The organism is Mesobacillus persicus, assembly GCF_900109925.1.
GTDB lineage: Bacteria > Bacillota > Bacilli > Bacillales > Cytobacillaceae > Mesobacillus_B > Mesobacillus_B persicus.
Genome location: NZ_FOBW01000024.1, coordinates 1 through 26,611, shown reverse-complemented (window position 1 = coordinate 26,611; position 26,611 = coordinate 1). Strand labels below are relative to the sequence as shown.

The 26,611-nt window shown below is 41.5% G+C and carries 18 protein-coding genes, 1 pseudogene and 1 riboswitch; of the genes and pseudogenes, 2 read left to right on the top strand and 17 right to left on the bottom strand.

Translation table 11 applies throughout. From position 1 onward, the window contains the following. Positions 1-193: 193 nt before the first annotated feature. The 16 genes from BMX30_RS21455 to nirB form a co-directional block, all read right to left on the bottom strand. The gene (locus tag BMX30_RS21455) at positions 194-1,408 is read right to left on the bottom strand and encodes an MFS transporter (protein ID WP_090750197.1); all 1,215 of its coding nucleotides are present in this window, start codon (positions 1,406-1,408) and stop codon (positions 194-196) included. Continuing rightward, complete coding sequence (locus BMX30_RS21450) at positions 1,401-1,862, bottom strand: MarR family winged helix-turn-helix transcriptional regulator (protein WP_090750195.1); 462 nt, start codon at positions 1,860-1,862, stop codon at positions 1,401-1,403. The genes BMX30_RS21455 and BMX30_RS21450 overlap by 8 nt, the downstream gene beginning before the upstream one ends. A gap of 331 nt (positions 1,863-2,193) precedes the next feature. Next, positions 2,194-3,417 (bottom strand): homoserine dehydrogenase, encoded by a 1,224-nt coding sequence (locus tag BMX30_RS21445; RefSeq protein WP_090750193.1) that lies wholly within the window; start codon positions 3,415-3,417, stop codon positions 2,194-2,196. Positions 3,418-3,502: 85 nt separating this feature from the next. Next, positions 3,503-3,617, bottom strand: a riboswitch (SAM riboswitch). A 391-nt stretch (positions 3,618-4,008) separates the two neighbouring features. Further along, positions 4,009-5,751, bottom strand: coding sequence for an ABC transporter ATP-binding protein (locus BMX30_RS21440; RefSeq protein WP_090750246.1), 1,743 nt, complete (start codon positions 5,749-5,751; stop codon positions 4,009-4,011). An 85-nt stretch (positions 5,752-5,836) separates the two neighbouring features. Next, entirely contained in the window at positions 5,837-7,558 is a 1,722-nt protein-coding gene (locus tag BMX30_RS21435) for an ABC transporter ATP-binding protein (protein WP_090750192.1), read from the bottom strand. A gap of 204 nt (positions 7,559-7,762) precedes the next feature. Continuing rightward, positions 7,763-8,251 (bottom strand): DinB family protein, encoded by a 489-nt coding sequence (locus tag BMX30_RS21430; RefSeq protein ID WP_090750190.1) that lies wholly within the window; start codon positions 8,249-8,251, stop codon positions 7,763-7,765. Between the two features lie 51 nt (positions 8,252-8,302). Continuing rightward, positions 8,303-9,922, bottom strand: coding sequence for a long-chain fatty acid--CoA ligase (locus tag BMX30_RS21425; protein ID WP_090750188.1), 1,620 nt, complete (start codon positions 9,920-9,922; stop codon positions 8,303-8,305). Positions 9,923-10,032: 110 nt separating this feature from the next. Next, entirely contained in the window at positions 10,033-11,130 is a 1,098-nt protein-coding gene (locus BMX30_RS21420) for a CaiB/BaiF CoA transferase family protein (RefSeq protein WP_090750186.1), read from the bottom strand. An 82-nt stretch (positions 11,131-11,212) separates the two neighbouring features. Then, a complete protein-coding gene (locus tag BMX30_RS21415) occupies positions 11,213-12,784 on the bottom strand; it encodes a fatty acid--CoA ligase (protein WP_090750184.1) in 1,572 nt (523 codons plus the stop codon). A 144-nt stretch (positions 12,785-12,928) separates the two neighbouring features. After that, positions 12,929-14,083 (bottom strand): thiolase family protein, encoded by a 1,155-nt coding sequence (locus tag BMX30_RS21410; protein WP_090750183.1) that lies wholly within the window; start codon positions 14,081-14,083, stop codon positions 12,929-12,931. Positions 14,084-14,132: 49 nt separating this feature from the next. Next, the gene (locus BMX30_RS21405) at positions 14,133-15,278 is read right to left on the bottom strand and encodes an acyl-CoA dehydrogenase family protein (RefSeq protein WP_090750181.1); all 1,146 of its coding nucleotides are present in this window, start codon (positions 15,276-15,278) and stop codon (positions 14,133-14,135) included. Positions 15,279-15,553: 275 nt separating this feature from the next. After that, complete coding sequence (locus BMX30_RS21400; RefSeq protein ID WP_090750179.1) at positions 15,554-16,321, bottom strand: 3-hydroxyacyl-CoA dehydrogenase; 768 nt, start codon at positions 16,319-16,321, stop codon at positions 15,554-15,556. An 85-nt stretch (positions 16,322-16,406) separates the two neighbouring features. Next, on the bottom strand, positions 16,407-17,324 hold the full coding sequence (locus tag BMX30_RS21395; RefSeq protein ID WP_280140001.1) for a DMT family transporter: 918 nt from the start codon (positions 17,322-17,324) through the stop codon (positions 16,407-16,409). 165 nt (positions 17,325-17,489) lie between these two features. Next, the gene (cobA, locus tag BMX30_RS21390) at positions 17,490-18,935 is read right to left on the bottom strand and encodes a uroporphyrinogen-III C-methyltransferase (protein ID WP_090750175.1); all 1,446 of its coding nucleotides are present in this window, start codon (positions 18,933-18,935) and stop codon (positions 17,490-17,492) included. A 260-nt stretch (positions 18,936-19,195) separates the two neighbouring features. Continuing rightward, positions 19,196-19,510 (bottom strand): nitrite reductase small subunit NirD, encoded by a 315-nt coding sequence (gene nirD, locus BMX30_RS21385; RefSeq protein WP_090750173.1) that lies wholly within the window; start codon positions 19,508-19,510, stop codon positions 19,196-19,198. 13 nt (positions 19,511-19,523) lie between these two features. Next, on the bottom strand, positions 19,524-21,953 hold the full coding sequence (nirB, locus tag BMX30_RS21380) for a nitrite reductase large subunit NirB (protein ID WP_090750171.1): 2,430 nt from the start codon (positions 21,951-21,953) through the stop codon (positions 19,524-19,526). A gap of 389 nt (positions 21,954-22,342) precedes the next feature. On the opposite strand from nirB, the gene BMX30_RS21375 reads away from it, so the two are divergent. After that, the gene (locus BMX30_RS21375) at positions 22,343-24,715 is read left to right on the top strand and encodes a M14 family zinc carboxypeptidase (RefSeq protein ID WP_090750169.1); all 2,373 of its coding nucleotides are present in this window, start codon (positions 22,343-22,345) and stop codon (positions 24,713-24,715) included. A gap of 63 nt (positions 24,716-24,778) precedes the next feature. Here BMX30_RS21375 and BMX30_RS21370 read toward each other — a convergent pair whose 3' ends face one another. Beyond that, positions 24,779-25,969: a M14 family metallopeptidase gene (locus BMX30_RS21370; protein WP_090750167.1), complete on the bottom strand. Its 1,191-nt coding sequence runs from the start codon at positions 25,967-25,969 to the stop codon at positions 24,779-24,781. Positions 25,970-26,384: 415 nt separating this feature from the next. On the opposite strand from BMX30_RS21370, the pseudogene BMX30_RS21365 reads away from it, so the two are divergent. Then, positions 26,385-26,611: pseudogene (locus BMX30_RS21365) on the top strand (IS110 family transposase); the annotation flags it as partial.

The following is a 26,611-nucleotide window of genomic DNA, read 5'->3' as shown; positions in this document are numbered from 1 at the left end:
ACATTTTATTCCACTTGATGATTTTTAACCTAAACGACGTAAGCCCTACCTCTCTTACATCCTTACGGCTCCGAAGCCGATCCAGTGTGAATAAGTTTTCAAAATATATTTAAAAGCAGAACGCCATAAGTTTATTGACATATCTTGAATGTCCCTTTCGTGAAGCTGAAATTTCATTATAGTAAAGATAAGTTTAAATGTCAAGATATTGTTCTTTATGATTTTTATCTTTTTTTAAATAACGGCCCTGTAATAAATGATAGATCACCAATCCAATAAGAATATACACAGAGCTAAATAAATATAAAGTGCCTATACTAAGGTTTGCTGCCGCAAGACCAACAAGAAAAGAGCCTAGACCGATTCCAATATCGTAGATAGACAAGAAAGTTGCCGTCGCCACAGGCCGCCTCTTCGGATGAGCTACTGTAATCGCAATGGTTTGGAAGCTAGGAAAAAGTGTACCCCAACCAAGACCTGCAAACGCTGCAGCAACCAAGAATAACGTAGGAGAGTCAGCTATTCCCAATATAACCATACCAATCGCGAATAGAATGATTGCTGGATAAGCAATTGAATTCGCACCATATAAGTCAAACCACTTCCCTGTGAATGGTCTTGAAATTAACAAAACCACAGCGTAGACGACAAAGAAATAACTAGCAACATTGCCCGCACCTATTTCAACCGCATATACTGACACGAATGAAAGTATGGAGGAATAAACGATTGCAAAGAAGGCACCCGTAACGGCAATTGGGATGGCACTTATTTCAAAAAGCTCCTTGAAACGGAAGGACCCCTTGATACGATTATTTTTAACAGTAGCCATATCTCTTTTCGGAAGAGTAATAAATAAGCCCGCTACTAAACCAATCGTTGCAGAAATGACCCCTATGAACAACATCGTAGAGACTCCCAATTGTTGCATGATGGTCAATCCTAAAAATGGCCCGACTACCATCGCAAGATTTGAAGAAAGAACAAAATAGCCCATCCCTTCTCCCCTGCGTGAATCAGGGATAATCGCTGCAACAATTGAACCAGTTGCTGTAGTAGCCATTCCAAATCCAATACCGTGGATAAAACGAATCACCATTAATACTAGAATCGAATCAGCGTATAAGTACAATAAGGTTACTAATGAAAATAAAACCAGTGCGCTAAGAAGGATGCTCCGTGCCCCGAATTTCTCAATCCATCGACCAGCGATTGGCCGAATAATAATCGCAGATAATAAAAAGACAGTCGTAGCCAGACCAGCTTCCGATTCTTTTCCTTTAAGCTCATTAAGTACATACACAGGCATGGTCACTAATAAAAAGTAAAACGTCATAAACAGAAAGAAATTACTAACAGAAACACTTATAAAATTTTTAGTCCATAACCTAGGTTGATTCTCAATCATTAAAGATCGCTTCTTCCTCTACTGTTTTTACCTGTTGTTTGATTCCTATGAGCCACTCAGACAATATTGAATAAATTGCATCTTGAGAGCCCTTTGGTAGTGAAGTGATTAGAACCTGATTCGCCTCCAAAACAGCTTTTTCCCATTTTGGAAATTCAGACTCTGCTTTGCTTGTTAGATGGATAAACTTTTTCCGTTTGTCGAGACCCGTGCGCTGATCGATATAACCTTGTTTCATAAGCCGTTGAATCGTTCGTGTCATTGGTGGAGCCTCGACAGCTAGGTATTCACAAAGCTCCTTTTGAGTTAAGGCCCCATTTGCTTTCAGCACATACAGAACTGCCCACTGCGCATTATATAAGCCAAATGGTTCTAGAGCCTCATTCAATTGCTTTGTTAATTGTCTAGAAAGCTGGTGTACAGCATGAAATAAAGAATGACTGTTATTTAACATAGAACCGCCTTTATACTGTGTATTAGTAGGTAATGCAATAAAGTTAACTATACCATAAATTAGTTACCTAGGTAATTAGTTGTTACTTCTGTCTATCAAAAGCTTTGTTGAATAAGCATGATGATTTTATTTTAAGCGAACAGCGGAGATTCCAGGGTTCCTCCTCAGTGCTTGATGAAGATGAATCCGTGGAGGAAACCAGCCTTTAATCATCTTCATTAAATCTCTGTGGAAAGCACCCTGTAACCATCTTCATTAGCTGCTCCTGAAGGTCTACCCTACCGCAGTCCATAAAAAAAGCTGCTAAGGGGTTTATGTCCCCTTAGCAGCTTTATGAAGTAAGCCGTACTGAATCTTTATAATTCAACTCACCTAGCACCTCAAAGAAACTAGCCCAATGGTTTTCTTTACGTAGAGTCGAAATTGTTAGTTCATCTGCCTCCAGAAGAACATGATGATCTCTCTCACTGCCCATAAAAGTGCTTACACCCTTCAACTCAGCTTCCCCAGGTTGAATCATGAGCCAGCATTGTTTTATCTTTTTATCCTCTTCAGTACCCACAAATGATTTTTGATAAAGGTCATTTGTTTTCTTTCCCCCAACAAGCACGTGGATTAAATCTTCCACCATGGCACTTGCCGTTGGTAACATCCCAGCTCCCGGTCCCTGCAATGTAATTCGACCAACAATATCCCCTTCAATTGAGACAGAGTTCTCCACTCCTTCAATATTATATAGAGGGTGTTGCTCTGAAACGAGAGTTGGCCGAACCGAGCCAATGATTTCTCCCTCTACTAATTGAATAGAGGCGATCAGTTTAAACCTTAAACCAATCTTTTCGACCTCTTGAATTTGTTCAGCTGTAATAGCTGTAATTCCTTCTCGGGGTACATTCTCCCATTTAGGTTTCCCTCCAAAGGCGATCTCACTTAAGATCATCAATTTATAAAAAGCATCATAGCCTTCGATATCATTGGTCGGATTTGCTTCCGCGTATCCCTTTTCCTGGGCCGATTTCAATGCCTCATTAAAAGAAAGGTTTCTAGCTCTCATCTCGCTTAAAATATAATTGGAGGTACCATTTAGGATGCCCTCGATTTTTACAATGTGATTAATGTTAAGCAATTGTTGTAGGGTTTGAATGATTGGTACTCCACCTGCGACAGTAGCTTCAAAGCCAATCGAAACATTGTTTTCAGCAGCAAGCTTCTGAAGAAAGCGTCCGTGAATCGCGTACATTTCTTTGTTAGCCGTGATAATATGACAGCCTTTTTGGATGGCTCTTTGTATGTATGTAAAAGCTGGCTCTTGACCAACGATTGCCTCGACAACTACATCAATCTTCTTTAATTTGAGGATTTCATTGAAGTCATCTGTTACAAGCGTCTCTTTATCTATACCGCGATTTTTATACTTGTTTTTGATTAAAATGGCTGCGACTTCTACTTTTCTTCCTAACACAGCTTCTAGTTTTGCCTTATGGGTGTTGATCGTTTTATATACTCCTTCACCAACGGTTCCGAATCCTAATATAGCAACTTTTATTGAAGACATTCCTTCCACATCCTTCGTTATTTGTGAGGAAGAGGGCGACCAAATGAAACGGGGCCCTCTTCATAAGAAGAGGACCCCGCTCCTCCCCTCATCTTTCAGGCAGAAATCTGCCTGCAGGAATTAGCACCTTTTCAAGGATTTATTCCTTGAAGGTTGCCGGGCTTCATCGGGCCATGTCCCTCCGCCGCTCTCGATAAGAGTGTTTTATATAAATATTTTCGTATTTTTTGATAATTCAATTAGCACTGATTTTATAATATATCCATATTTGTGTCAATTATTTTTTACTATCTTATTAGCTGTAATAAACGCGGGTGTTGATTTCCGCTCCAGGCACTCGCGCACCTTAGGGCGTGCCGGGGAGCCTCCTCGGCGCCTCCAGCGCCTGTGGGGTTAAATGGCCCCTTACTTGGACCATTTCAACCTAGGTCTCCCCTGCCCCGTACTCCCGCAGGACACTGAAAAACTTCCTTGAATAGGCCCACGCACGAGAAAATGTGTAGTTCATTTTCGAGGAGTCGAGTGCCTTCCGCTCCAATCAACCTGTAGCAAAATCAACAATTCCTTTAACAGAGCCATTTTTATTATAAATCAAGGGATGGCTTTTGCCCGTACTTTCTTGATTTGGTTTTGAAAAAGATCATGATAGAAGCCGCGCTTTTTTAGCAAATTATCGTGTGAGCCGTTCTCAATAATTTGACCACTTTCAATCACAAGGATTTGGTCCGCCTGCTGAATCGTGTTCAGTCGGTGCGCAATGATAAATGAGGTCCTCCCCTTCATCAACCGCTTGAGCGCTTCTTGAATTTTTATTTCCGTAATCGTATCAATACTACTTGTCGCTTCGTCTAGGATCAAAATGGAAGGATCGGCAAGAATGGCGCGTGCAATTGATAACAGTTGCTTTTGTCCCTGTGAAATTCCTGCTCCGTCCTGACTCAACTCTGTATCGAAGCCATTGGGCATTCTTTTTATAAAAGAATAGGCATTTGCATCAATTGCAGCTTGCTCAACCTCTTCGTCGCTAGCATTTAGACGACCATATCGGATATTCTCCCTAATCGTTCCTTGAAACAAGAACGAGTCTTGGAGTACGAAAGCCATGTGGTTTCTTAAGCTATCTCTAGTGATCAGCTTACTATTCTGATCATCAAACATAATCGATCCATTAACTGGTTCGTAAAATCTGGTAATCAGATTAATTATCGTGGACTTGCCGGCTCCTGTTGGTCCAACAAGGGCAATACTTTCACCCGGAGAGGCACGAAAGTTTAGATGACTTACCGTATCTCCACCCTGTTCATAAGCAAAAGATACATCTTTGAACTCCACCTTTCCCCTTAGCTGAGTGATGGCCGTTGCCTGTTTTTCATTAGCGGCTTCCTCGTGTTCATCCAGAATATCAAATACACGTTCAGCCCCTGCAACAGCAGATAGCAAAGTATTGAATTGGTTTGATAAATCATTAAGAGGTCTCGTGAACTGACGTGCATATTCCGTGAAAATGACAATCGTTCCAATTGAAACCATGCCGTTTAAGGCGAAAATCCCACCAGTAGCGGCGACAAGCGTAAAGCTGAGATTATTCAAGACGTTCATTAACTTCGGTATAAATCCCGCATACACCTGAGCCCAATAACCTGCCTGTTTCAAATTCTGACTCTTTACTAGAAACTCCGAAATAACTTTCTGCTCTTGGGAAAAGGATTTAATGATTTTTTGACCAGAGATACTTTCTTCAATAAAACCATTCAAATCGCCAAGATGTTTTTGCTGCTCTTTATATAATTTTCCAGTTCGGTTTGTAATCCACTTCATGCCAAGAAACATAATCGGTACAATCGTCATTGTCACAAGCGTTAAAAGTGGACTAAGCCACAGCATGACGGAAAGTGTCCCAATCAGAGTAAGGATACTAGAGAAGATCTGAATTACTGAACTGTTTAAGGTTGAACTAACATTTTCAATATCATTCGTAACCCTGCTCATCAACTCACCGGATTGACGCTTATCAAAAAAACGAATAGGAAGTTTATGTAGCTTCGAGAAAAGCTGGGTCCTCATTCTAAACACACTTTCTTGAGCAATTCCAACCATCCAATAGCTTTGCAGCCATAGTGAGAGCGAATGAAACAGATATACAAGTGCCAAGCCGGCTAAAACGACCCCTAACCCGCTTGCATTTTGGACTGAAAGATGAGTATCAATTGTCCTCCCAATGATAAAAGGACCAAGTAGACCTAAGAAAGAGCTAGCCACAACCATTAGCAGAACACCGGACAAAAGTCCCTTATGCGCAGAGATGTACATCCATATTCTTTTTACCGTCTTCATAAAGCCGCCGCGAGTATTCTTAGTTGAATCCTCTGGATTTTTTTTCACCCGTTTCACCTCTCAACTTCTCCTGTTCATAGCCCAGCTAGCTTGATTCTGCCAATCCTAACTGTGATTGGTGAATCTTTTGATAAAGCCTTGACTGTTCCATCAATTGGTCGTGACTTCCTGTAGCAATGATTTCCCCGTCCTCAAGGAGAAGGATCTTATCTGCTTCTTTAGCAGTACTAATCTTTTGGGTAATAATTAAAGTCGTACATTTATACTGTTTTAGAGCCGCCAATAACGTTGCTTCTGTTTTTAAATCAAGGGCACTGGTACTATCATCGAGTAATAAAATTCTTGGCTTCTTAATCAGTGCTCTCGCAATGGATAACCGTTGCTTCTGACCTCCTGATAAATTCACTCCCTTTTGGCCAAGCATCGCCTCATAATTATTAGGGAGAGCTTCGATTGTTTCGTGAATTTGTGCATCGGTAGTCGCGTTGATCATTTCTTGAATAGTAGCATCTTCTTTTCCCCATGCAAGATTCTCTTTGACAGTCCCTGTAAAAAGCACTGCTTCTTGAGGGACATACCCGATTTGTTTTCGTAAATGGTCGAACTCTAGTGTACGAATGTCCACTCCATCTAACTCAACTTTACCCCGCGTAGGGTCATAGAGCCGAGGAATTAACTGAAAAAGTGATGATTTCCCAGAGCCTGTCGCCCCAAGTAAAGCGACCGTCTCGCCAGGATTCGCATGAAAACTAAGATCTCTTAACACATCCGTTTGGGTATCAGGATAGCGAAAGGAAACATCTTTAAACTCAATTCTTCCACCAGCGCTATCCTCACCTTTGAGTTTCGTATTCCCATCTTTTAAGTCGGCCTCGGTAATAAGGATTTCCTCGACTCTGCTCGTTGAAGCCATTGCTCTGGAATAAACCATAATGATCCACGAAAACATGGAAAAAGCGGTCGTAATCCTTGCTGAATAATTAACAACTGCCACCACTTGCCCTACAGTGACAGTTCCATTTTGAATCTCGATGTTTCCAAACCAAAGAACAGCAAGTACAGTCATATTCATGAAGAGGAGCAAAACTGGGATAACAACCTCCGTCACCCTAAGGGCATAGGCAGTACGGTTCATTAGTTCTTGATTTGAACCAAAAAAACGCTTTGCTTCATGAGCTCCTCTTGAAAAAGCGCGAATAAGTCTTATCCCCACAAGATTCTCTCGCATGACTCCATTGACTTGGTCTAGTCGCTCCTGAACGATTTTAAATAGTCTTGTTGATTTCTTCATAATCCAAACAAGAAAAACAAACAAGGGTGGAATAATTAAGATAAAGGCGAGCGCAAGTTTTACATTTACAGTCATCGCCAAAATGATACCACCAATGACGAGGAGTGGAGCCCTTAAAGCAATCCTTAAACTCATAAACAAAGTCATTTGCAATTGATTTACATCGTTCGTCATTCTTGTAATCAATGATGAGGTTGGATACTTATTAAAATTAGCAAATGAGAAGGACTGGACTTTTTCATATAGATTTTTCCGAATATCGAAACCAAAGTTCTGACTAGCATAAGCAGCAAAAAAGGAGTTAACAACGCCCGCTATTAGGGCAACGAGCGAAATACCTAACATAATCACACCATATTTTTTTACGGTATGTAGATCGTTCTTTACGATTCCTTCATCGATAATTTGTGCCATTAACAAAGGTTGCCAGAGCTCAACGGCAAGCTCAACCAGCATTAATGAAATCGCAATCGCCATTGGGATGCGATAGGGTTTTAATAAAGATAACACCTTCATTTTGGGAGCCTCCAGCATTGAACATGTATTTAGCCTAATTATTTCGTTAAGCGAAAGAAAGCTTTGGATTTTATTATACTATCATTCTTTAGAAAATTTTATCATTTTATGAACGATAAATAATAAAACTAAAAACAATCCACCTAGTTAACAGGCGGATTGTTTTTAATTTTATATACATCCACAACATTGCTTCTTCTTCATTTACCCGACAACTAACGTTTGTTTTATCTCTTGAATTTGTTTAACATGGCGTATTTCATGTGAAGCGATGAATTCGAGTGTTTGCTGCACACTTAGCTTACCAAACACTGGGTGGGAAAGTGCTTTCTCAGGAAGAAGGTCAAGGTTCGTTTTATTTAAAAGTGCAATTAGCTTTTCACGTGAGTGGTTAAGCCTCGAAAGCAACTCCTCTCCTGTTTTAAACTCAGAAGATGGCTCCACTGGAGCTTTTACTTTTTTTGATCGGTCTGTTATATACGATAAATTCTTTTCCTTTACTTGTTCGCTTGGACCCTGAAGGGCTGCGTCCATAAGGGATAGAAAATAAGATTCAATTTGCTGTAAATGAAGTAATACTTGAGCTATACTCCAGCTATCAGGAGCAGAAACTTTATTTAACTCCTCATCCGAAAGACCGTTAATACTGTTTAACACTGTAGACCTAGCTTCTTGTAATTGTTCTAAAATCATTATTTTCACCCCAGATTAATTTTAAATTAGAAAGCAAAACTAGTCTTCTACCTATATGTTTTTAACAAGATGGTCCTTCAACTGGTCGCGAAGAGCCCGTTTTAAAAACTTTCCGACGGATGTTTTTGGAATTTCATCCATAAATATAATGTCATCCGGCAACCACCACTTGGCGAATTGCGGTGCAATAAAGTCGAGTATCTCTTGTTTTTCCACCTTATCCTTATAAGGCGCTTTCAATACGACACAAGCAAGTGGTCTCTCCTGCCATTGTGGGTGAGGTACAGAAATGACACTCGCCTCAAAAACGGCTTCATGGGCCATCAGTGCGTTTTCAAGATCGACAGATGAGATCCATTCGCCACCACTCTTAATTAAATCTTTTGTTCTGTCTACAAGTTTGATGACTCCTTCCTCATCAACGGTTGCGACATCACCTGTATAGAGCCAGCCGTCTCGGAAAGCATCCTTTGTTCGCTCATCCCGGTAGTACTCATCAGCTATCCATGGCCCTCGAATTAGGAGTTCCCCCATGTCTTGACCATTCCATTCAACCTCACCAGTAGCACTAACAATCTTCATTTCCAAACCAGGGACAAGTAACCCTTGTTTGGAGCGAATATCAAGTTTCTCCTCAATATCAAGATTTTCCTGATAGCTCTTTAATCTTGAAACCGTTACAAGCGGTGCAGTCTCTGTCATTCCATAAGCATGAAGGAATGGAATCCCATATTTCGTTTCAAAGGTTTTAATCATCCCACGTGGCGCTGCTGACCCACCACAAACGACTGCTCTTAGTGAAGATGTATCGTAATTTCCAGTTTCAAGTTCATTTAATACTCCAAGCCAAATCGTCGGTACACCCGCCGTAAGGGTAACTTTTTCCTGATCAATCAGTTCCGCTAGTAATTTTGGAGTAAATTGCGGTCCTGGTAAAACCTGAGTAGATCCAAACCAAGCTGCCGCAAACGGCAGTCCCCATGCATTTACATGGAACATCGGTACGACAGCCATACAAATATCACTCTCAGAAAGAGCGGTTGTGTCTGCTAATCCCATTGCATAGCAGTGAAGAACAATTCCCCGATGAGAATAGACAACACCTTTTGGGTTCCCAGTTGTTGCAGAGGTATAGCACAATCCCGCTGGTGCATTTTCATCAATGTCCTTAACAAACTCAAACTTAGGATCTCCTTCTCTTACTAACTCCTCATAAGAGTACACTGGCGAAAGAGTCGTCTCCGGAAGTTCATCCTTATCCGTCATAATAATATAAGCTTTAACCGATTTGAATTTTTCATTTACCCTTTCCACTAACGGGAGTAAGTCCTCATCAATGAACAGCACTTTATCCTCAGCATTATTGATAATATAGGAGATATGTTCTGGCGATAAGCGAATGTTGATTGTGTGCAATACAGCTCCCATCCCTGGAGCGGCAAAATAGGCTTCAAGATGACGGTGATGGTTCCAAGCAAATGTACCAACTTTATCCCCTTGCTCCACACCTAATTTCTCTAATGCACTCGCTAATCTACGTGTCCGTTCACCTATTTCCTTATAAGTGAAGCGATGAACACCAGAAAGTGTCCTTGAAACGACCATTTTTTTGGGGAAAAATTTCTCAGCTCTCTCTAACAATGATCCTACCGTTAATGGAACATTCATCATTGGTATCAATACCCCTCTCAATTCTAAATTAGCTCTCTTAAACTAGTATGTTGATTTACATACGATCAACTTTTATTAAAATAAACAATTGCCTTTAACAGAGCTTTTTGTTAAAAACTATCCATTTTGTTTAAAACGCATTGGTTATGCTCTCCTTTTACTGGCGGTACGGCAGTTTGATTTCCTGCCAAATCACTATGCATTTTCACCTGTCGATCGCCTACGGGAGAATCGTAAACAACTCCTCGGTCTCGGAAATATGGGTGATTAGCCATTTCTCCTGTTTCTAATACAGGTGCCAGACAACAATCTACCTCCTGACCAAACTTGGTCCATTCGGCTAATGTTTTACTTTTGAAAAACTCTTGAATCTCTCGGTACACTGGATTTTCCGCTTGTGCTCTTGAGAAATGGGCTGGAATCCAATCCTCACGACCAGCTGCCTGACAAAAGTGATTCCAAAACTTTGGTTCAAGGGCCCCTATGCTTACGTACCGCTCATCCTTTGTTTCATAAAGCCCATAAGAAACAATTGTGCCATTAAGGACCTCCACTCCTTGAGAGTACCCTGTCTTGTTTTCAATCAAAACATGATTGGTCATCAGCGAAGCCATCGTATCTGTAAGCGAGAGACAATGGTAACTACCCTTTCCCGTTTTCATTCGAGAAACGAGACCGGCTAGGATCCGTTCAGCCGCTGCCATTCCACCTATAAAATCAGCAAATGTTGTCGACGGATGCACAGGTCTTCCTTCCTCGTCCTTAAGCTGAGCAAGGACGCCACTAAGAGCCATGTAATTGAGGTCATGACTACCTAACTCCGCCATCGTTCCGTCCTTGCCAAACCCTGTTATCGACACATAGACAATTCCTGGATTCACTTCACTCACCTCATCAAACCCAAGACCAAACCTCTCCATTACATGGGGACGAAAGCTTTCAATGACGGCATCAGCTTCTTCAATCAGCTTTAAAGCAGCATCTCGGCCCCCTTTTGATTTTAAATTAAGGATGACGCTCTTTTTCCCCCGGTTATGGGCGCGGAACACAGGACCCTCTTCTTCCTTAGAGGTCCCTGTACTTCGCGCAGGATCACCCTCGGGTGGTTCAATCTTAATGATTTCCGCTCCCAAATCCCCGAGTCTTAAGGTCGCATACGGACCTGGTAGATAGTTTGTAAAATCGATGATTCTGATTCCTTCTAACATCGCTTTCCCTCACAATCATATGCTAGACAATTGAAAAACTATCTCTTTATTTTTTCATGTTTTACTATCATCTTAGATTTATTTAACGAGGTTGCCCTTCAGAGAACACATCCTCTAGCTGTTTACGCAGAACGAATTTTTGAATTTTACCACTAGCGTTTCTTGGAAGTGAATCTACAAATATATATTTTCGTGGTCGTTTATAGTTTGCTAATTTATCGCTGTTTTTACAGATTGCTTCGAGTTCAGCTTCGGTAACTGCAGGATCCTTTTTGACGACAAACGCAGTGACCATTTCTCCCCAGCGTTCATCAGGCTGACCAATAATTGCGACATCGAGAACCCCTTTATGTTCATAAAGAACATCTTCTACCTCACGAGGATAGATATTCTCTCCACCAGAGATAATCATATCGTCGACGCGGTCCTTTACCCAAAGGTAGCCATCTTCGTCAAGATAACCAATATCACCTGAGTGATACCAACCTTTATACAAGGCAGTCTCCGTTGCTTCTTCACGGTTATAATATCCTGTCATCATACAAGGACCTTGGACAATAATTTCACCATTTTCTCCTGCTGGCATGATTTCGTCAGGATCTGAAGGGCCATCTTCACGCGGCCTCACCACGCGAATTTCATGATTTAAGCAAGCCTGACCAGCTGCCCCTGCTTTAACCAACTGATCCTCTTCTGATAAAAATGCAATCGCCGGACCCATTTCAGTCATTCCGTATGCTTGGACGAGCCCGATACCTAGTTTTTCCTGGCAGGCACGAACAAGAGCTGGTGCCATAGGAGCTGCCCCGTATAGACCAAGCTGGAGACTATCAATCTTATAGTTTTCTAACTCTTCTTGAAGAAGCATATTCCACATCGTTGGAGCAGCAAATAATTTCGTAATTTTCTCTGATTCAACTAACTCTAGTACTCTCTGCGGTTGAAATTGGTGAAGGATGACATTTTTTGCCCCTACATGTACACGAGGTAAGTAGGCGCAGTGTAGTTCAGCACAATGAAACATCGGGGCGGTTACAAGACCAACATCGTGAGGATTTAACTTAGTAGCGTTGATCACAATCAAACTTTGTTCTGCCATATCGCGATGGAGATGCATCACGCCTTTCGGTCTACCAGTCGTTCCACTCGTATACATAATGGCGTAAACATCTGTTTCCTTTACATCTGCACGAATGGATGTGTTTGGGGCTGCTTGAGTTTTTTCATGATAGTTCGCAGCATAATCAGGTGTACCTTCATCTATGAACCAAAAAGCGGTTTCCGGAAAGCGCGCTTCTATTGTGGTGATGGCCGACTCAAGTGCTTTTTCAAAAATAACGACCTTAGGCTTAGCATCCGTAAGTATATAGGCCACTTCTTCTGCCATTAGACGGAAATTAATTGGGTTAAAAACAGCGCCAATTTTTGCACAGGCAAAGAAAGTAGTTGCTAATTCTTCCGTATTAAAAAGGTAAGTAGAAACAAGATCACCTTTTTTCACTCCTTCATTTAGGAGCGCGTTGGCTAGCTTGTTCACTTCCTCGTTCCATTCACTGTAGGTCATACGAAGGTTTTTTCGTGCATCATAGATAGCTTCTTTTTGCGGATACTTTTGTACAGTTAAATCAAAAATTTTACCAATTGTTGTCGTCATCTATCTTCCTCCTGATTTAATAGATTGGGTGTTTTATCGGGATGAGAGGTGGAGACGGTCATCAAGGTTATGGTTAAAATCCCCTCTCATCCAATTAACAGCGTCCATATATATTCTTTAAAGAAGAATTATAGACTGGTGTCCTTACCTAATCCGTTCAATAATCGTAGCGTTCGCCATTCCATGACCTTCACACATGGTCTGTAAACCGTAGCGTCCGCCCGCTCTTTCAAGCTCGTGCACCAATGACACCATTAACCGAGCTCCACTTGCCCCAAGAGGATGGCCGAGCGCAATTGCGCCACCGTTTGGATTCAGCTTTTCTGGGTCAGCGCCTAATTCCTTTAACCAAGCCATTGGCACAGAAGCAAACGCTTCATTTACTTCAAATACATCAATGTCATCGATTGTGAGACCCGCTTTTTGGAGGACCTTTTTCGTAGCTGGAATTGGACCTGTAAGCATCATCGTTGGGTCAGAGCCTACGACGATTCTAGTAAGCACACGGAATCGAGGCTTTAAGCCAAGCTCCTCTGCTTTTTCCCTTGACATTAAAAGAAGGGCAGCGGCTCCATCACTAATTTGACTAGAATTTCCCGCATGGATGACCCCATCTTCTTTGAATACGGTCTTTAGCCCAGCAAGCACTTCTACGGATGTTCCTTCCCTTGGACCTGAATCATCCCTCACAACTACTTTTTCACCAGTCTCTAGTGTTACTTCTAAAGGCATGATTTCTCTTTGAAAATAGCCTTCAGCCTGAGCATTTAGTGCCCGGCGATGACTTTCCGTTGAAAATTCATCCAATTCCTCCCGGGTAAATCCATATGCTTCAGCAATTCGTTCCGCTGATAACCCTTGGTGAATCATTTCATATTTCTCGCGAAGCTCCGGGCTAAATGGTTTAGCATCTCCGTAGTTGGATCCCATCGGCACTCTTGACATACTTTCCACCCCACCAGCAATGACAATATCCATGTCCCCTGCTAGGATTGCTTGTGCCGCAAAGTGAACTGCCTGCTGACTCGAGCCGCATTGACGGTCAACGGTTGTTCCCGGAACTTCAATGGGAAAGCCCGCGGTTAAAGCGGCCACTCTAGCGATATCTCCCGCTTGCTCCCCTGCTTGAGAAACGCAGCCTAAAATTACATCCTCTACAAGTGCAGCCTCAATCCCAGTACGCTGGACAAGTTCCCTTAGCACTTCTGCTGCGAGTACATCGGGGCGGATATCCTTTAGCACTCCATTTCTTCTTCCAACGGGTGTTCTAACGGCTTCGACAATCACAACTTCTCTCATCTTTCATCCCCCTCATTTTAAGGCAGAACTCCGTCTGCATACTATTTGTCTATAACCCTATATTCTTAGCGATGATTGTTTTCATAATTTCATTCGTGCCTGCATAAATGCTAGCGACTTGAATGTCCCTGAACCTTCTTGCAATCTCGTATTCTTCCATATAGCCGTAGCCACCATGAAGCTGCATACAATCGGTAGCCATGTTTCTCGCGTTTTCAGTTAGTTTCCATTTCGCCATCGATACCTTCGTGACAACATCCTTGCCTTCAATATGTTCAGCAATCAGTTGATCAAGAAACGCACGGCCCATTTCTATATCTGTTGCCATTTCCGCTAGCTTGAACTGGGTATTTTGGAACTTTCCAATTGGTTTGCCAAAGGCTTCACGACTTTTTACATAATCCAAGGTTTGGTTATACATCACTTCTGCAGCGACCTGGGCAGCAATGGCGACAACTAACCGTTCCTGCTGAAGCTTTTCCATTAAATATAAAAATCCCTTTCCTTCTTCACCAAGGAGATTTTCCTTTGGTACGCGGCAATCTTCAAAGATTAATTCAGCTGTATCCTGACAGTGAAGACCCACCTTGTTTAACTTTCTCCCACGCGAAAATCCTGGTGAGTCTCTTTCAATTACAAGCAAGCTGACCCCTTTATGTTTCGGCTCTGCATTCGGGTTCGTTTTACAAGCAACAATAACAAGGTCTGATTGAATTCCATTTGTAATAAAGGTCTTTTGTCCATTTACAATATAATGATCACCATCAAGAATCGCAGTTGTTTTGATGTTAGCAAGGTCTGAACCCGTACCTGGTTCTGTCATCGCAATGGCCGTAATGAGTTCACCAGTCGTAAAACGAGGCAACCACCGTTGCTTTTGCTCTTTTGTCCCGTAGGAATTAATATAAGGAACAACGATGTCATTATGTAAACCTAATCCAACGAGCCCAGAACCGACACGTTCTAGTTCTTCATTGATGACAACAGCATAGCCCCAGTCGACATTGCTTCCTCCGTACTCCTCGTCAAGATCTGGACATAGAAAGCCCTGTTCGCCCATCTTCGTCCAGAATGACCTTGGAATCATCCTTTCCTCTTCCCACTTCTCATAGTATGGATAGGCTTCTTTCTCAAGAAATTTCCTCAAGGACTTACGAAAAATCTCATGGTCATCCGCTAAATAAAGATGTTTCATTTTCTCTCCCCCTACTGAAATCGCTTACAAGATAAGCTTATTTAAAAATAATCAATCTTAATACTAGTTTTAGAACTACTTACAATACTACTCTATTTTAACGGAAATTCTGAATTGTTTTTAGTAATTTCTGAATATTTTACTGCTAACTGTTTCTTTTAGGCAGTCCTGTCCTCTTTAAGTGAAACTCGGTAACATTTAGTACCCTCTGTAAAACGACAGTATGCTCTCCACAACAAGGCAGTTTTACCTCTAAACTCATAATCCCATCTAGTCTACTTAGGCTGCATTCGAATCCCGCCATCTAAGCGGATCGTTTCTCCATTTAGCATAGGGTTTTCAACAATGCCTGTTACAAGCTGAGCATACTCTTCAGGGAATCCTAAGCGCGGAGGAAATGGAATCATTTTACCTAATGCGTCTCTTGCTTCTTCTGGTAAGGTATCAAACATAGGTGTGTGAAATAGCCCCGGGGCAATCGTCATTACACGAATCCCATGAACAGCTAATTCCCGAGCTATCGGTAGAGTCATACTAACAATTCCACCTTTTGAGGCACTATATGCCGCTTGACCAATTTGTCCTTCATAGGCTGCAACAGAAGCGGTATTAATAATTACTCCTCTTTCACCATGGGCATTCGCCTCATTTTTGACCATTTGTTCAGCTGCTAATCGGATTACATTAAAGGTGCCGATGAGATTAATGGATATCACTTTAGAGAAGAGACCAAGATCATGGGCACCTTTCTTTCCGATCACTTTGCTTGCTGCGCCAACTCCTGCACAATTGACTACAGTATTTACTTCACCAAATGTTTCTACTGTCCTCTCAACTGCCTTCACTACATCCGTTTCATTGGTTACATCCGTTTTAAGATATAAAATCCCCTCAGCTAGTTCATCAGATAAAGCGCGTCCACGTTCATCTGATAAGTCAAAAATAGCGGCTTTTCCTCCATTTTTAACGATACTCCTTACCGTTGCCTCACCTAGACCAGAAGCACCACCTGTTACAATAGCCTTCACATCACTCATTTTCATTAGTATCCCCCCTATTGCACAATTTCGGTCACTATCTTAATCCTAACGAAAAAGCTGAAATCTATCAATCATATTGTTAGAAAATTCAAGCGACTTTTCTAGTTGCTTTTCTTTTCAATAACAATTCCTCTATTGCTCCTGATCCGAATAAAACTCCAATCACGATGAACACTAACCCTAATAGATGGAAACTGGTAATCTCTTCACCTAGAAAAATAGAAGCTCCTATTAAAGAAAAGAAGGTGTTAAGATTAAGGAAAATAGATGTTTCAGCAGGTCCAACTACACCGACGGCATGATTATAAAGCATATGCCCAAATGCGGTTGCAATGACTGCTGACCCTAAAAATACAAGCCACAATGAGAGAGAATCATTCGCTAAGCTACCAAGTCCTTCCGGTTCAATTATTAGTCCAATAAAAAATAAGACAACCGAACCAAAGATAAGCATATAGCCCGTTAGCAACCGTGGGTCCATCGTCTTTGCTGCTTTTGAAATGATAATAAAGCTGGCTGCTTGGGCCGTAATGGAAAGAAAAATAGCAAGGTCACCAAGGGAAATTCCACTCAGGCCATTCCCTCCACCCAATACAGTTAAAGTAATCCCGATTCCTCCAGAAATAAAACCAATGGTCCTAGCCAAAGTCAGCCTCGTTCCTAGAAACAAAATCGCCATGAGGGCTGTTAGTAATGGACCCATACCAAGAATAAGCCCTCCGTTGACACCTGAAGTTTTTGAAAGTCCAACTCCAAGAAATAGATGATGAGTTGTTACATTCAATAGTCCGCCAAGGATGATATACACATACTCCTTTTTTGTCGGTTTTCTAATTTTCTTCATCATTGCTAAGATCGCAAAAACCACAAGTCCAGCCGTAAACACCCGTGCAGATTGTATCGTAATCGTTGGAAAATACTGCACAAGCGTTTTAATCGCCGTCACATTCATGCCCCATATAAACATAATCCCAATAAGAATTGCATAGATTGATAGATTCTTCACTATAGTCCCTTCTTTCACCAAATAACTGGATGGTGCCAGGCACCACCCAGTTATTTTCCATTCGAACAGTGTATAGCATATTCTCAGAAATAGCAAAAGAGAAGCAAGGCTTTGCTTCTCTTTCGACATGCTTATTTACCAGTCCTTTAATCTCAACAGAATGGATCATTTCTTTAAGCATTTGAGTACCGATTCAATCGTTGGGCTATCTGGTAAGAGGTCCGCTTGATAGCCATATTTTCGTAAGGCAGCTTCTGTTTTCTCGCCAAGACAAACCACTTCAGCCTTTTCTAGCAGCTCATTTGAGATGAGCTCATCGTTGATTCCTTCAGTCATCAATACGTGAACGGCGCTTGATGATGGTAGCAAAATGGTATTAATGTCCGACTCCTCAAGCATTCTCGCTAGAATCGGGAGAAAGCTCTTGTCAATTTCCTTGGAACTGGTCCGGTAAAAATCAGTCTTCCCAAACGTACTTTCCTGATGTTCGTCTCCAACAACAAGGAATTTAACCACTTCTTCCTTTACATCCATTTCATCCATAAGCTCGGCAAGCAATCCTTTTGCTTGTATAGCACGTATCGATTTGCTCGATAATCCATAAAGGTTTGCCTTCATGCTCCGAACATCGATTCCTTGATTGAGAAGAACTTCAAAAAAGTCATTCACACTTTCTGGTGAAGTGAACAAAATTTTCTCATAAGAGGAGATTTTATCTAATAGTTCATGATTTATAGGTGCGACTGTTCTTATCCATCTTGGAAATTCAATCACATCAGCCCCATGGTCGGATAACTCTTTAGCCATGCGGCTTTCATCCGTTCCTGTTCTCGGGAGAAGAATTTGTCGCCCAAATAAGGGCTTCTTTTCAAACCAATTTAATTTTTCCCGGACCGAGACAATATCGCCAACTAAAGTGATTGCAGGATTAGCAAACTTCTCCGCTTTCGCTTTTTCAGCAATTGTCGAGAGCGTGCCTTCAAGTGTTTGTTGACGCCCAAAGGTCCCCCAGCGAATAAGGATGACAGGGGTGTTTGACGGTTTTCCATGCTTAATCAGATTTTCAGCAATATAAGGTAGGTTAGAAATCCCCATATAAAAAGCAATTGTGTCAATACTCGTTGCTAAGCCCGCCCAGTTTAAATTAGGTTGGCCTTCCCTGGACTTGTCATGAGCCGTAACAATCGCAAAGCTCTCACCAAATTCTCGATGAGTAACAGGAATACCTGCATAAAGTGGTGCGGCAATTCCAGAAGTAATGCCTGGTACCATTTCATAAGGAATGTTATGTTCTGCAAGAGCAGCAGCTTCTTCCCCTACCCTTCCAAAAACACCAGGGTCACCACCTTTTAGGCGAACAACTATTTTCCCTTGCAGTCCTTTTTCAACTAACAAAGAATTTATTGCCTCCTGGCGTAAAACATGGCGATCGGGAAGCTTACCACAATAAATTAGTTCACAGTTGGCCGGAGCAAACTTAAGAAGCTTTGGATTCGCAAGCCGATCGTATAAAATGACATCTGCTTGCTGAATGGCTTCCATCCCTTTTACTGTAATAAGTCCAACATCACCTGGCCCTGCTCCAACTAAAAATACTTTTCCCGTCTTCATGGTGCCGACATCCTTCCAATTTGCTTTTATTAAAACTGAAGTCGTTCCCTCAGCTAAGTTTTAATGCTGTTTTAGAGAAGTTTATTGTTAAAATCTTTAAGCCGACTTTAACGTAAGATAAGCTAATATTGTACGTTAATATGTTTACAAACTCTTTTCTCCTAGTTATATCGCCATTTTGCACGATAGCATTGCTGAAACGAAAAGAGCCGTTCTAAAAAAGAGAGAACAGTTTGTTCTCTCTGACTAACTATTATCCATTACTTTACGATAAAAACATGGTCCTTGTCTCGTTCTATCTGATAAATTTTCACTTTTCCTTCATCTGGAGCTTGAACCTTGCCATCTTGCAAGGAAATTTTCCAGTCATAAACTGGACAAAACAGATACTCACCACTGACTAACCCCTCACTAAGTGTTCCACCCTTTGGATGAGGGCTTCGATTTTCAATCGCTCGAACTTCTCCACTGGACAGCCGGAAAAGGACAATCTCCTCACCATCCATCTTAAACACTTGTCCTGTTCTTTCTGGTAGCGATTGATAATCTGCAATAAACATTTTCATCACTCTCATTCCCTCCTCTACCTTAGACCAATACTGGTACTTCGCGTTTCTGATAATACTTCTCCTGAATTTCTTTATTTTCAATCGCTTCGCTCCATGGCTCATTGTACTTTAGAAGCGTTTTATCAAGACGTGCATTCAGTGCCTGTCTAGTATTTTCATTTGCTAAAATTTCTTTCACATGGTCAAGGCCCACGCGCTCAACCCACTTCGAAGTACGTTCAAGGTAATCAGCTGTTTCACGGTAATATTGCATAAAGGCACCAATTAACTCAATCACTTCTTCTTTTGTTTTAACAGTTTCTAAAAGATCTCCAGCCCGTAGGTCCGTTCCGCCGTTACCAGCTACATAAACTTCCCAGCCTCCATCAATCCCCACGACTCCAAAGTCCTTTATTCCTGCTTCAGCACAGTTTCTCGGGCAAGCTGACACACCCACTTTCACCTTATGAGGAGTATCTAGTCTTTCAAATTTTTTCTCAAGCTCAATCCCAAGTCCCATAGAATCTTGAGTGCCGAACCGACAGAACTTCGCTCCAACGCAAGTTTTTACTGTGCGTAGTGTTTTTCCATAGGCATAGCCCGATGGCATTCCAAGTTCTTCCCACATCACAGGTAGATCTTCTTTTTTCACGCCATATAAACCAATTCGTTGTCCACCAGTCAGCTTAACAAGTGGAACGTTGTATTTTTCAGCAACTTCAGCGATTTTTTTCAAGTCCGCAGCAGATGTTACTCCACCATACATTCTTGGAATCACAGAATAAGTTCCATCTTTCTGGATGTTCGCATGCATTTTTTCATTCACAAGACGGGAATCACGATCGTCGACATATTGATCTTGTAAAATCATCCCCAAGTAATAGTTCAATGCAGGACGACATTTAGAACAGCCTTCCTCCTGCTTCCACTCAAGGACATTCATCACTTCTCGGATACTTGTTAATCCTTTTTCCTTCATCTCTGCGACCACTTCATCACGGCTTAGCGTTGTACATCCACATAAGGCTGTTTTCTCCGCAGCTACATCAAACTTATCCCCAAGGGTATACGCAAGAATATCCGCAATTTGTGACTTACAACGACCACAAGAACGCCCCGCATTGGTGCAGCCTCCAACTTCATCAACAGTTGTTAGCTCCTTCGACTGAATCGCTTCAACAATCGTCCCTTTTGTGACTCCATTGCAACCACACACAATATCATCGTCAGCCATTGCCGCTACATCATTGGAATCGACTCCCCCGCCGCAGCAACCTGACTCTAAGATAGAAACACTTGTCATCCCGCTCACATCTTCTTTTTTGATGAGCATTTTAAATAACCTAGAGCTATCCTTCGTATCACCGTAAAGGACAATACCTGAAACTCTGTTGTCACGAATAATGATTTTTTTATATACTCCGTCAAATTCATTATGAACTTTGATTGATTTGGTATTTTCATCGTCTTCAATTTCTCCAGCAGAAAAGAGATCCACACCTGATACCTTCAATCCAGTTCCGACAATGGATCCTTCATATGGTTTTGTTTCAGCTCCACAAAGGATGGAAGCTAGAACTTTTCCTTGCTCATAAAGTGGAGCGACAAGCCCGTAAACCATTTCCCTATGTTCAGCACATTCCCCAACTGCATACACATTTGTCGCACTTGTATGCATAAAATCATCAACTACGATTCCACGGTTTACGTAAATTCCACTGTCCTTGGCGATATCGACATTCGGCTTAATTCCAACTGCCATCACTACTAGGTCTACCGCTATTTCCGAACCATCTGTAAACCGCAGGCCAGTCACTCTTTCCTCCCCTAAAATTTCAGCCGTCTGCTTTTCCATTATGAAGTTCATGCCTTGTTTTTCTAGCTCATCTTTTAACATTTTCGATGATGTTGGATCAAGCTGCCGTTCCATTAAATGCGGCATTAAGTGAATGACTTCTACTTCCATACCGAGATTTAACAAACCACGTGCCGCCTCTAGACCGAGAAGGCCCCCGCCAATAACAGCTGCTCTTTTAAATTGCTTCGAAGTATTGATCATCGTTTCACAATCTTGAATATCACGAAATCCCGTTACTCCTTGTTTATCCGCACCAGGGACTGGAAGGATGAAAGAACTAGAGCCTGTAGCAATAATAAGCTCGTCATACTCAACTTCTCGGCCTTTATCGGAAAGGACTATTTTCTTGTCTGTATCTATTTTGACAATCGTTTCACCTGTAAATAGCTCGATGTGGTTTTCTTGATACCACTCCCAGCTGTTCATAATGATATCTTCAACTGTTGTATCACCTTGAAGGACTGTTGAAAGCTTAATCCTGTTATAGTTTGGATGTGGTTCTAGACCAAAAATCGTAATATCAAAAGCTTCAGGGGCAAGCTTAATAATTTCTTCAATCGTTCTTACACCCGCCATACCATTCCCAATCATCACAAGTTTTTTCTTACCCATTTTCGATTCCCCCTACTAATCTATTTTTTACCTTGTTAAGGGTATATATTGTCTTCTTTATGATTAGATTGTAAATCTTTTCATAAAATAACTTTGTGAAGTTTATCACATAATCCCATCCTTGTTCATCATTTCACAAATACGTCAAAGTTAGAAAAAGTTTTTTTAACCAATGTTTGCGACTCCTTAAATTATCTAAATACATCACCACTGCAGTGGAAGCTAAATAAAAATAGGTCTTAAGTTCGATGGTTGCATATTAATTCAGTTAAAAAGCTAAAACAATAGTAATATATCACTATTGTTTTGATAAACTGACTAAATTAAAATAACACTAGTGAATATTTATACATGTATTTATATTAAAATACCGAATGGAGGATATGACTTTGAAAAAGAAAAAAGTGATTACTGGACTACTGGCAGCTAGTTTACTAGTCTCCGTACCAATGACACCTGCATTAGCTGGACCAGTTAAATGGATAAACGCAAATGTAAATGAAGAGCAAGAAGGAAGTTTATTTAATAGTGAAAACTATGATTTTATGAAATTCTCAGAGATTGGTGCAAAGCTAGAGGAAATTAATAAGCAATCGAATCGTGTGAAAATAGAAGTTACTGGAACTTCTTCGCAAGGTTATCCTCTTTATGTCGTAACCATTGCCGATCCGGAGTCACAAGGTAAATTCGGAAAGATTCAGGCATTAAGAAAGCAAATGTTCAAAAATCCGGAAAAGGCACAGGATTGGATTGCGAATAACCCCGATTTTAAAGTGCCGATTATGATTAATGGTTCCATTCATGGAACAGAGTTCGTTGGTACCGATGCAGTAATACAGCTAATTGAGCGCTTCGCCACACAGAGTGATGCAGAAACAAAGGAAATCTTAGAAAATAATATTCTTATTTTTAATGTCGTTCAGAATCCAGATGGACGTGTGGATGCGACCCGCTTTAATGGTGAGGGGATTGACTTGAATCGGGACTTTATCACCCAGTCACAGCCAGAAACCCAACAAATGGTAGAACTACTAACAGAGTGGAATCCGATGGTGTTTCTTGATACACACGGTTATGTTAAAAATTACGGTACTAATCTACAAGGGTTGATCGAGCCTTGTACCCCGCCACACAACCCGAATTATGAGTATGACTTGTACAAGGATTGGGCGCTGGGTCAAGCCAAAGCAATGGAAGCTGAAATTATGGCGGATAAAGCTTCATTTGATGGCAGCATTTATCAATCAATGGAAGGTACCTATATCCCTCAGCGTGACGATGCAGCTGGCTGGGATGATTATCCACCAATCTTTACCCCAATGTACGCAATGTATCATGGAGCCTATGGACATACATTAGAGGCCCCAACAAACGATGAGGATGGCGTACGTTGGATGTACAATGCCATCATGGGTTCTTTAAAATATGCAACCGAAAACAAACAAGAAATGATTGCTGACCAAATTGAAATTTTTAAGCGCGGCATTAATTTTGACCATCCAAATCATGAAGAAGGATTTTTCCCAAATGCTTATATTTTGCCTGTTGATGAGCAAGATCCAACCGTAACAGAAAAAGCTGTTAATCACCTTCTTAAGAATGACGTTGAGGTAGTACAAGCTTCTAAGGCGTTTACAGCTGGTGGAAAATCCTATGCCAAAGGTACCTATATTGTTCAGATGGACCAGGCGAAAGCTGGACTAGCTAATACCATGCTTTGGGACGGAGAAGATATCTCAAACGATACACCATCTATGTACGATATATCTGCTTGGAGTCTACCTGAGCTTTGGGGGTTTGAGGCGAACCCTGTGCACGAAGATGTGAACGTTGTCGCCACTAAGGTCAATAAAGTTGATGGACAAGGAGCTGTTTCTGGTAAAGGGCCTTTCTTAATTCCGAATAGTTCTGTAAAAGCGGTAGAACTTGTTAATACGTTGTTGAGCCAAGGTGTGACAGTTAAACGTGATACAGAAGGAAACTTCTATGCTGAAGCAGCGGCTAATCAGGTGTCTGCAGCTGTGAAAGCTTCTGGATTAGAGATTAGCACTGCCAACATTCCTACAGATGCTGAACCTGTTGAAAGCTTGAAAATAGCTATTCTAAAAGATGGTGGAATTAGCAAGGTACAATCCCATGCGGGTACGAAGCTTGCACTGAAACGTCTTGGGTTTGATGTCACAGAAGTAACTCCTGTTGATGTTGCAACCACTGGACTTGGGGGGATTGATGTATTTGTATACAGTGGTTCAGAGTACCTAACCTATACTCTAAGTGGAGCAAATAAAGACTTTGGTTTACAAGATAATTCCCAAGTAGCAGCTTTCAAAACCAATGTGCAAAGTTATGTTGAACAAGGTGGTAAATATATTGCTATTGGAGCAGGAGCCTCACTTGCTTCAAAAGAATTAGGACTAACTGATAACACAATCTCAGTTGGAGGTCGAAACAGCAATGGAATCGTTAAAGTTGATTATGTTGGTAACGGACTAACAGCAGGATATAGCGAGAAAGACCTTGGCTTTGTCTATAAACCAACTTGGTATACCGTTGTCGGTAATGATGAGATCGCAGCAACAATCGCAGATTCAGAAGATTTCTTCGTTGCTGGTCACTGGAAAAATAACTCCGATGCTCAAGGTCAACCCGTCATCGTAAAAGAACAAGACAAAGACGTAACCCTTATCGGGCTAGAAGCAGGCTTCCGTGACCATACGGACTACCTGTTCCGTCTATTATCGAACGCTATTTTTACAAAATAACAAAGGTGAAGCCCGGCATGATGCATATGCCGGGCTTTTATTGTGATTTTAATTTAAGTGAACTTACATATATAAACCTGCTAAAAAGATCCCAAGCGACTCTTGATAAATCTCATCAAATTGAGACAATGGCAGTGGGTTTACCCCAAAGCCTAGTTCCACTGTAAAACCTGGTCGTCTCCAGTCTTGAATAAACCAGTCTTTATAGCCTGCATAACTCTCAATGGTTTTAACAGGCTGGTACCCACTCACGCGACCAAACTCCTGTACCATCGGTTCGGCTTCAGGTGGCTCGAGATTTTCAAACCCCCAATAAATAACTTCTCCTTGTGTATGAAAGGCGAGCACTCGGGAAAAATCACGCCGTCTTGTTAACTCAGCCATAGCAATTGCTTCTGGTTCGCTTAGAGGCCTCTCCCCAACATAATCCCTTGGACCTGGACCAACCTGATTACGTTCCTTCTCTAGCTCCCACCTTGCTGGAAACTGATCATTCAAATCCACTCCCCTTATATTCGCCTTCCAGCCGGTAAAGTCAGTGCTGCCATTATTTAATTCGACCACACTACTTTCATAAGGTTCTGTTGGCGGGGGACCGTTCAAAACAAGGTTCACACCATCTGGATTAACCATCGGGACAATTGAAAGCTGAGTTCCCCCATAAAACCTCCCCATGGATAAACCGCGGATTGGATTTTGATTGGTGAGAGATAACAAATAATCATTTAAGAACGTCATAATCACAGGGGTGGTAATCCATTCATTCGCATGGAAGGATCCATTATAATGAACTCGCTTCGAACCATTCCCAATTAAAACCTCAGGTATATCTTTTCCTAAAACAGAGTTGCCCGCCGACGGAAGACGAATAAAAGGGTAAACTCGCTCAAGTCTGGCTAAATCCGTCATCATCGTACTATAATCATATTCCTGTTTACCCTGAACAAGCCTCCATGTAATTCTCTGAGGAATTTTAATAGTCTGGCCCACCTGCAGACGATTCGGGTTAATATTTGGATTAACTAAGAATAAAGCATCCTGGGACAAATTACGGCTTGCTGCGATGCCCCATAAAGTATCTCCAGATCTAATTCGATAATCTACTGCAACAAAACCTGGGACACGGACACGTTGGCCTACTGAAAGGCTAGCAGCGGGATTCTCCCGATTAGAATCTAAGATAAGTTGAAGATTCATGTTAAATATCTGGCTGTAATACCAGAGCGTATCTCCTCGTCTTACAAATACATCCATTTCTGCTCCTCCTGTTGTTCAGAATCGCATCTATATAAACATATGATGGAAGTACAAAATTTATATCTCAGCTATTCCTAAGCTTGGAGTTTTTTAATCTCCTACTATCGTGGAGCTGTGTAAGTAACATCTTAACCAGAGAAAAAGCGTTTGTCAGGATTATGTCCACTGCCTCCTTTATTCCTAGAAAGGACAAAAGCGCAAGCGCCTTGAACAGCCCCGTGAGTCTAGCCGCGGGCTAAGCGCTGGAGCTGGATGCAAAGAACGAACACAATTATCCACATCTTTAACTGTTCTAATTTCCTGGTGTATGAAATAATAATTTCAAACGCAAAAAAGTCCCATGACTATGCTACGATTGAAGTACTTAACCAAGTTTACTCAATCACCCACCCTGACAAGGAGGTCATAGTCAATGAGACTACTTAATGGTAAACAAGGCTTAAGAAGAAGTCAATTCGCAAAAGAACTCAAAGGTGCTGATTTAGAAAAAGTATTGATTATTCCCATCGATGCTTCAAAGGTTGTACAGAAAGCAATGATCCTGAATTATTTTGGCGATGTAGTCCATACCCCTTTTGCCTTTATGGTCAATCAGACTGGAATGAAGTCCCTAATCCAAAAGATGGAGGAGTCGAAACA

Excerpts from the sequence above, each read along its gene's own strand:
- BMX30_RS21455 (WP_090750197.1), bottom strand. The coding sequence starts at position 1,408 with ATGATTGAGAATCAACCTAGGTTATGGACTAAAAATTTTATAAGTGTT.
- BMX30_RS21450 (WP_090750195.1), bottom strand. The coding sequence starts at position 1,862 with ATGTTAAATAACAGTCATTCTTTATTTCATGCTGTACACCAGCTTTCT.
- BMX30_RS21445 (WP_090750193.1), bottom strand. The coding sequence starts at position 3,417 with ATGTCTTCAATAAAAGTTGCTATATTAGGATTCGGAACCGTTGGTGAA.
- BMX30_RS21440 (WP_090750246.1), bottom strand. The coding sequence starts at position 5,751 with ATGAAGACGGTAAAAAGAATATGGATGTACATCTCTGCGCATAAGGGA.
- BMX30_RS21435 (WP_090750192.1), bottom strand. The coding sequence starts at position 7,558 with ATGAAGGTGTTATCTTTATTAAAACCCTATCGCATCCCAATGGCGATT.
- BMX30_RS21430 (WP_090750190.1), bottom strand. The coding sequence starts at position 8,251 with ATGATTTTAGAACAATTACAAGAAGCTAGGTCTACAGTGTTAAACAGT.
- BMX30_RS21425 (WP_090750188.1), bottom strand. The coding sequence starts at position 9,922 with ATGATGAATGTTCCATTAACGGTAGGATCATTGTTAGAGAGAGCTGAG.
- BMX30_RS21420 (WP_090750186.1), bottom strand. The coding sequence starts at position 11,130 with ATGTTAGAAGGAATCAGAATCATCGATTTTACAAACTATCTACCAGGT.
- BMX30_RS21415 (WP_090750184.1), bottom strand. The coding sequence starts at position 12,784 with ATGACGACAACAATTGGTAAAATTTTTGATTTAACTGTACAAAAGTAT.
- BMX30_RS21410 (WP_090750183.1), bottom strand. The coding sequence starts at position 14,083 with ATGAGAGAAGTTGTGATTGTCGAAGCCGTTAGAACACCCGTTGGAAGA.
- BMX30_RS21405 (WP_090750181.1), bottom strand. The coding sequence starts at position 15,278 with ATGAAACATCTTTATTTAGCGGATGACCATGAGATTTTTCGTAAGTCC.
- BMX30_RS21400 (WP_090750179.1), bottom strand. The coding sequence starts at position 16,321 with ATGAAAATGAGTGATGTGAAGGCTATTGTAACAGGTGGTGCTTCTGGT.
- cobA (WP_090750175.1), bottom strand. The coding sequence starts at position 18,935 with ATGAAGACGGGAAAAGTATTTTTAGTTGGAGCAGGGCCAGGTGATGTT.
- nirD (WP_090750173.1), bottom strand. The coding sequence starts at position 19,510 with ATGAGAGTGATGAAAATGTTTATTGCAGATTATCAATCGCTACCAGAA.
- nirB (WP_090750171.1), bottom strand. The coding sequence starts at position 21,953 with ATGGGTAAGAAAAAACTTGTGATGATTGGGAATGGTATGGCGGGTGTA.
- BMX30_RS21370 (WP_090750167.1), bottom strand. The coding sequence starts at position 25,969 with ATGGATGTATTTGTAAGACGAGGAGATACGCTCTGGTATTACAGCCAG.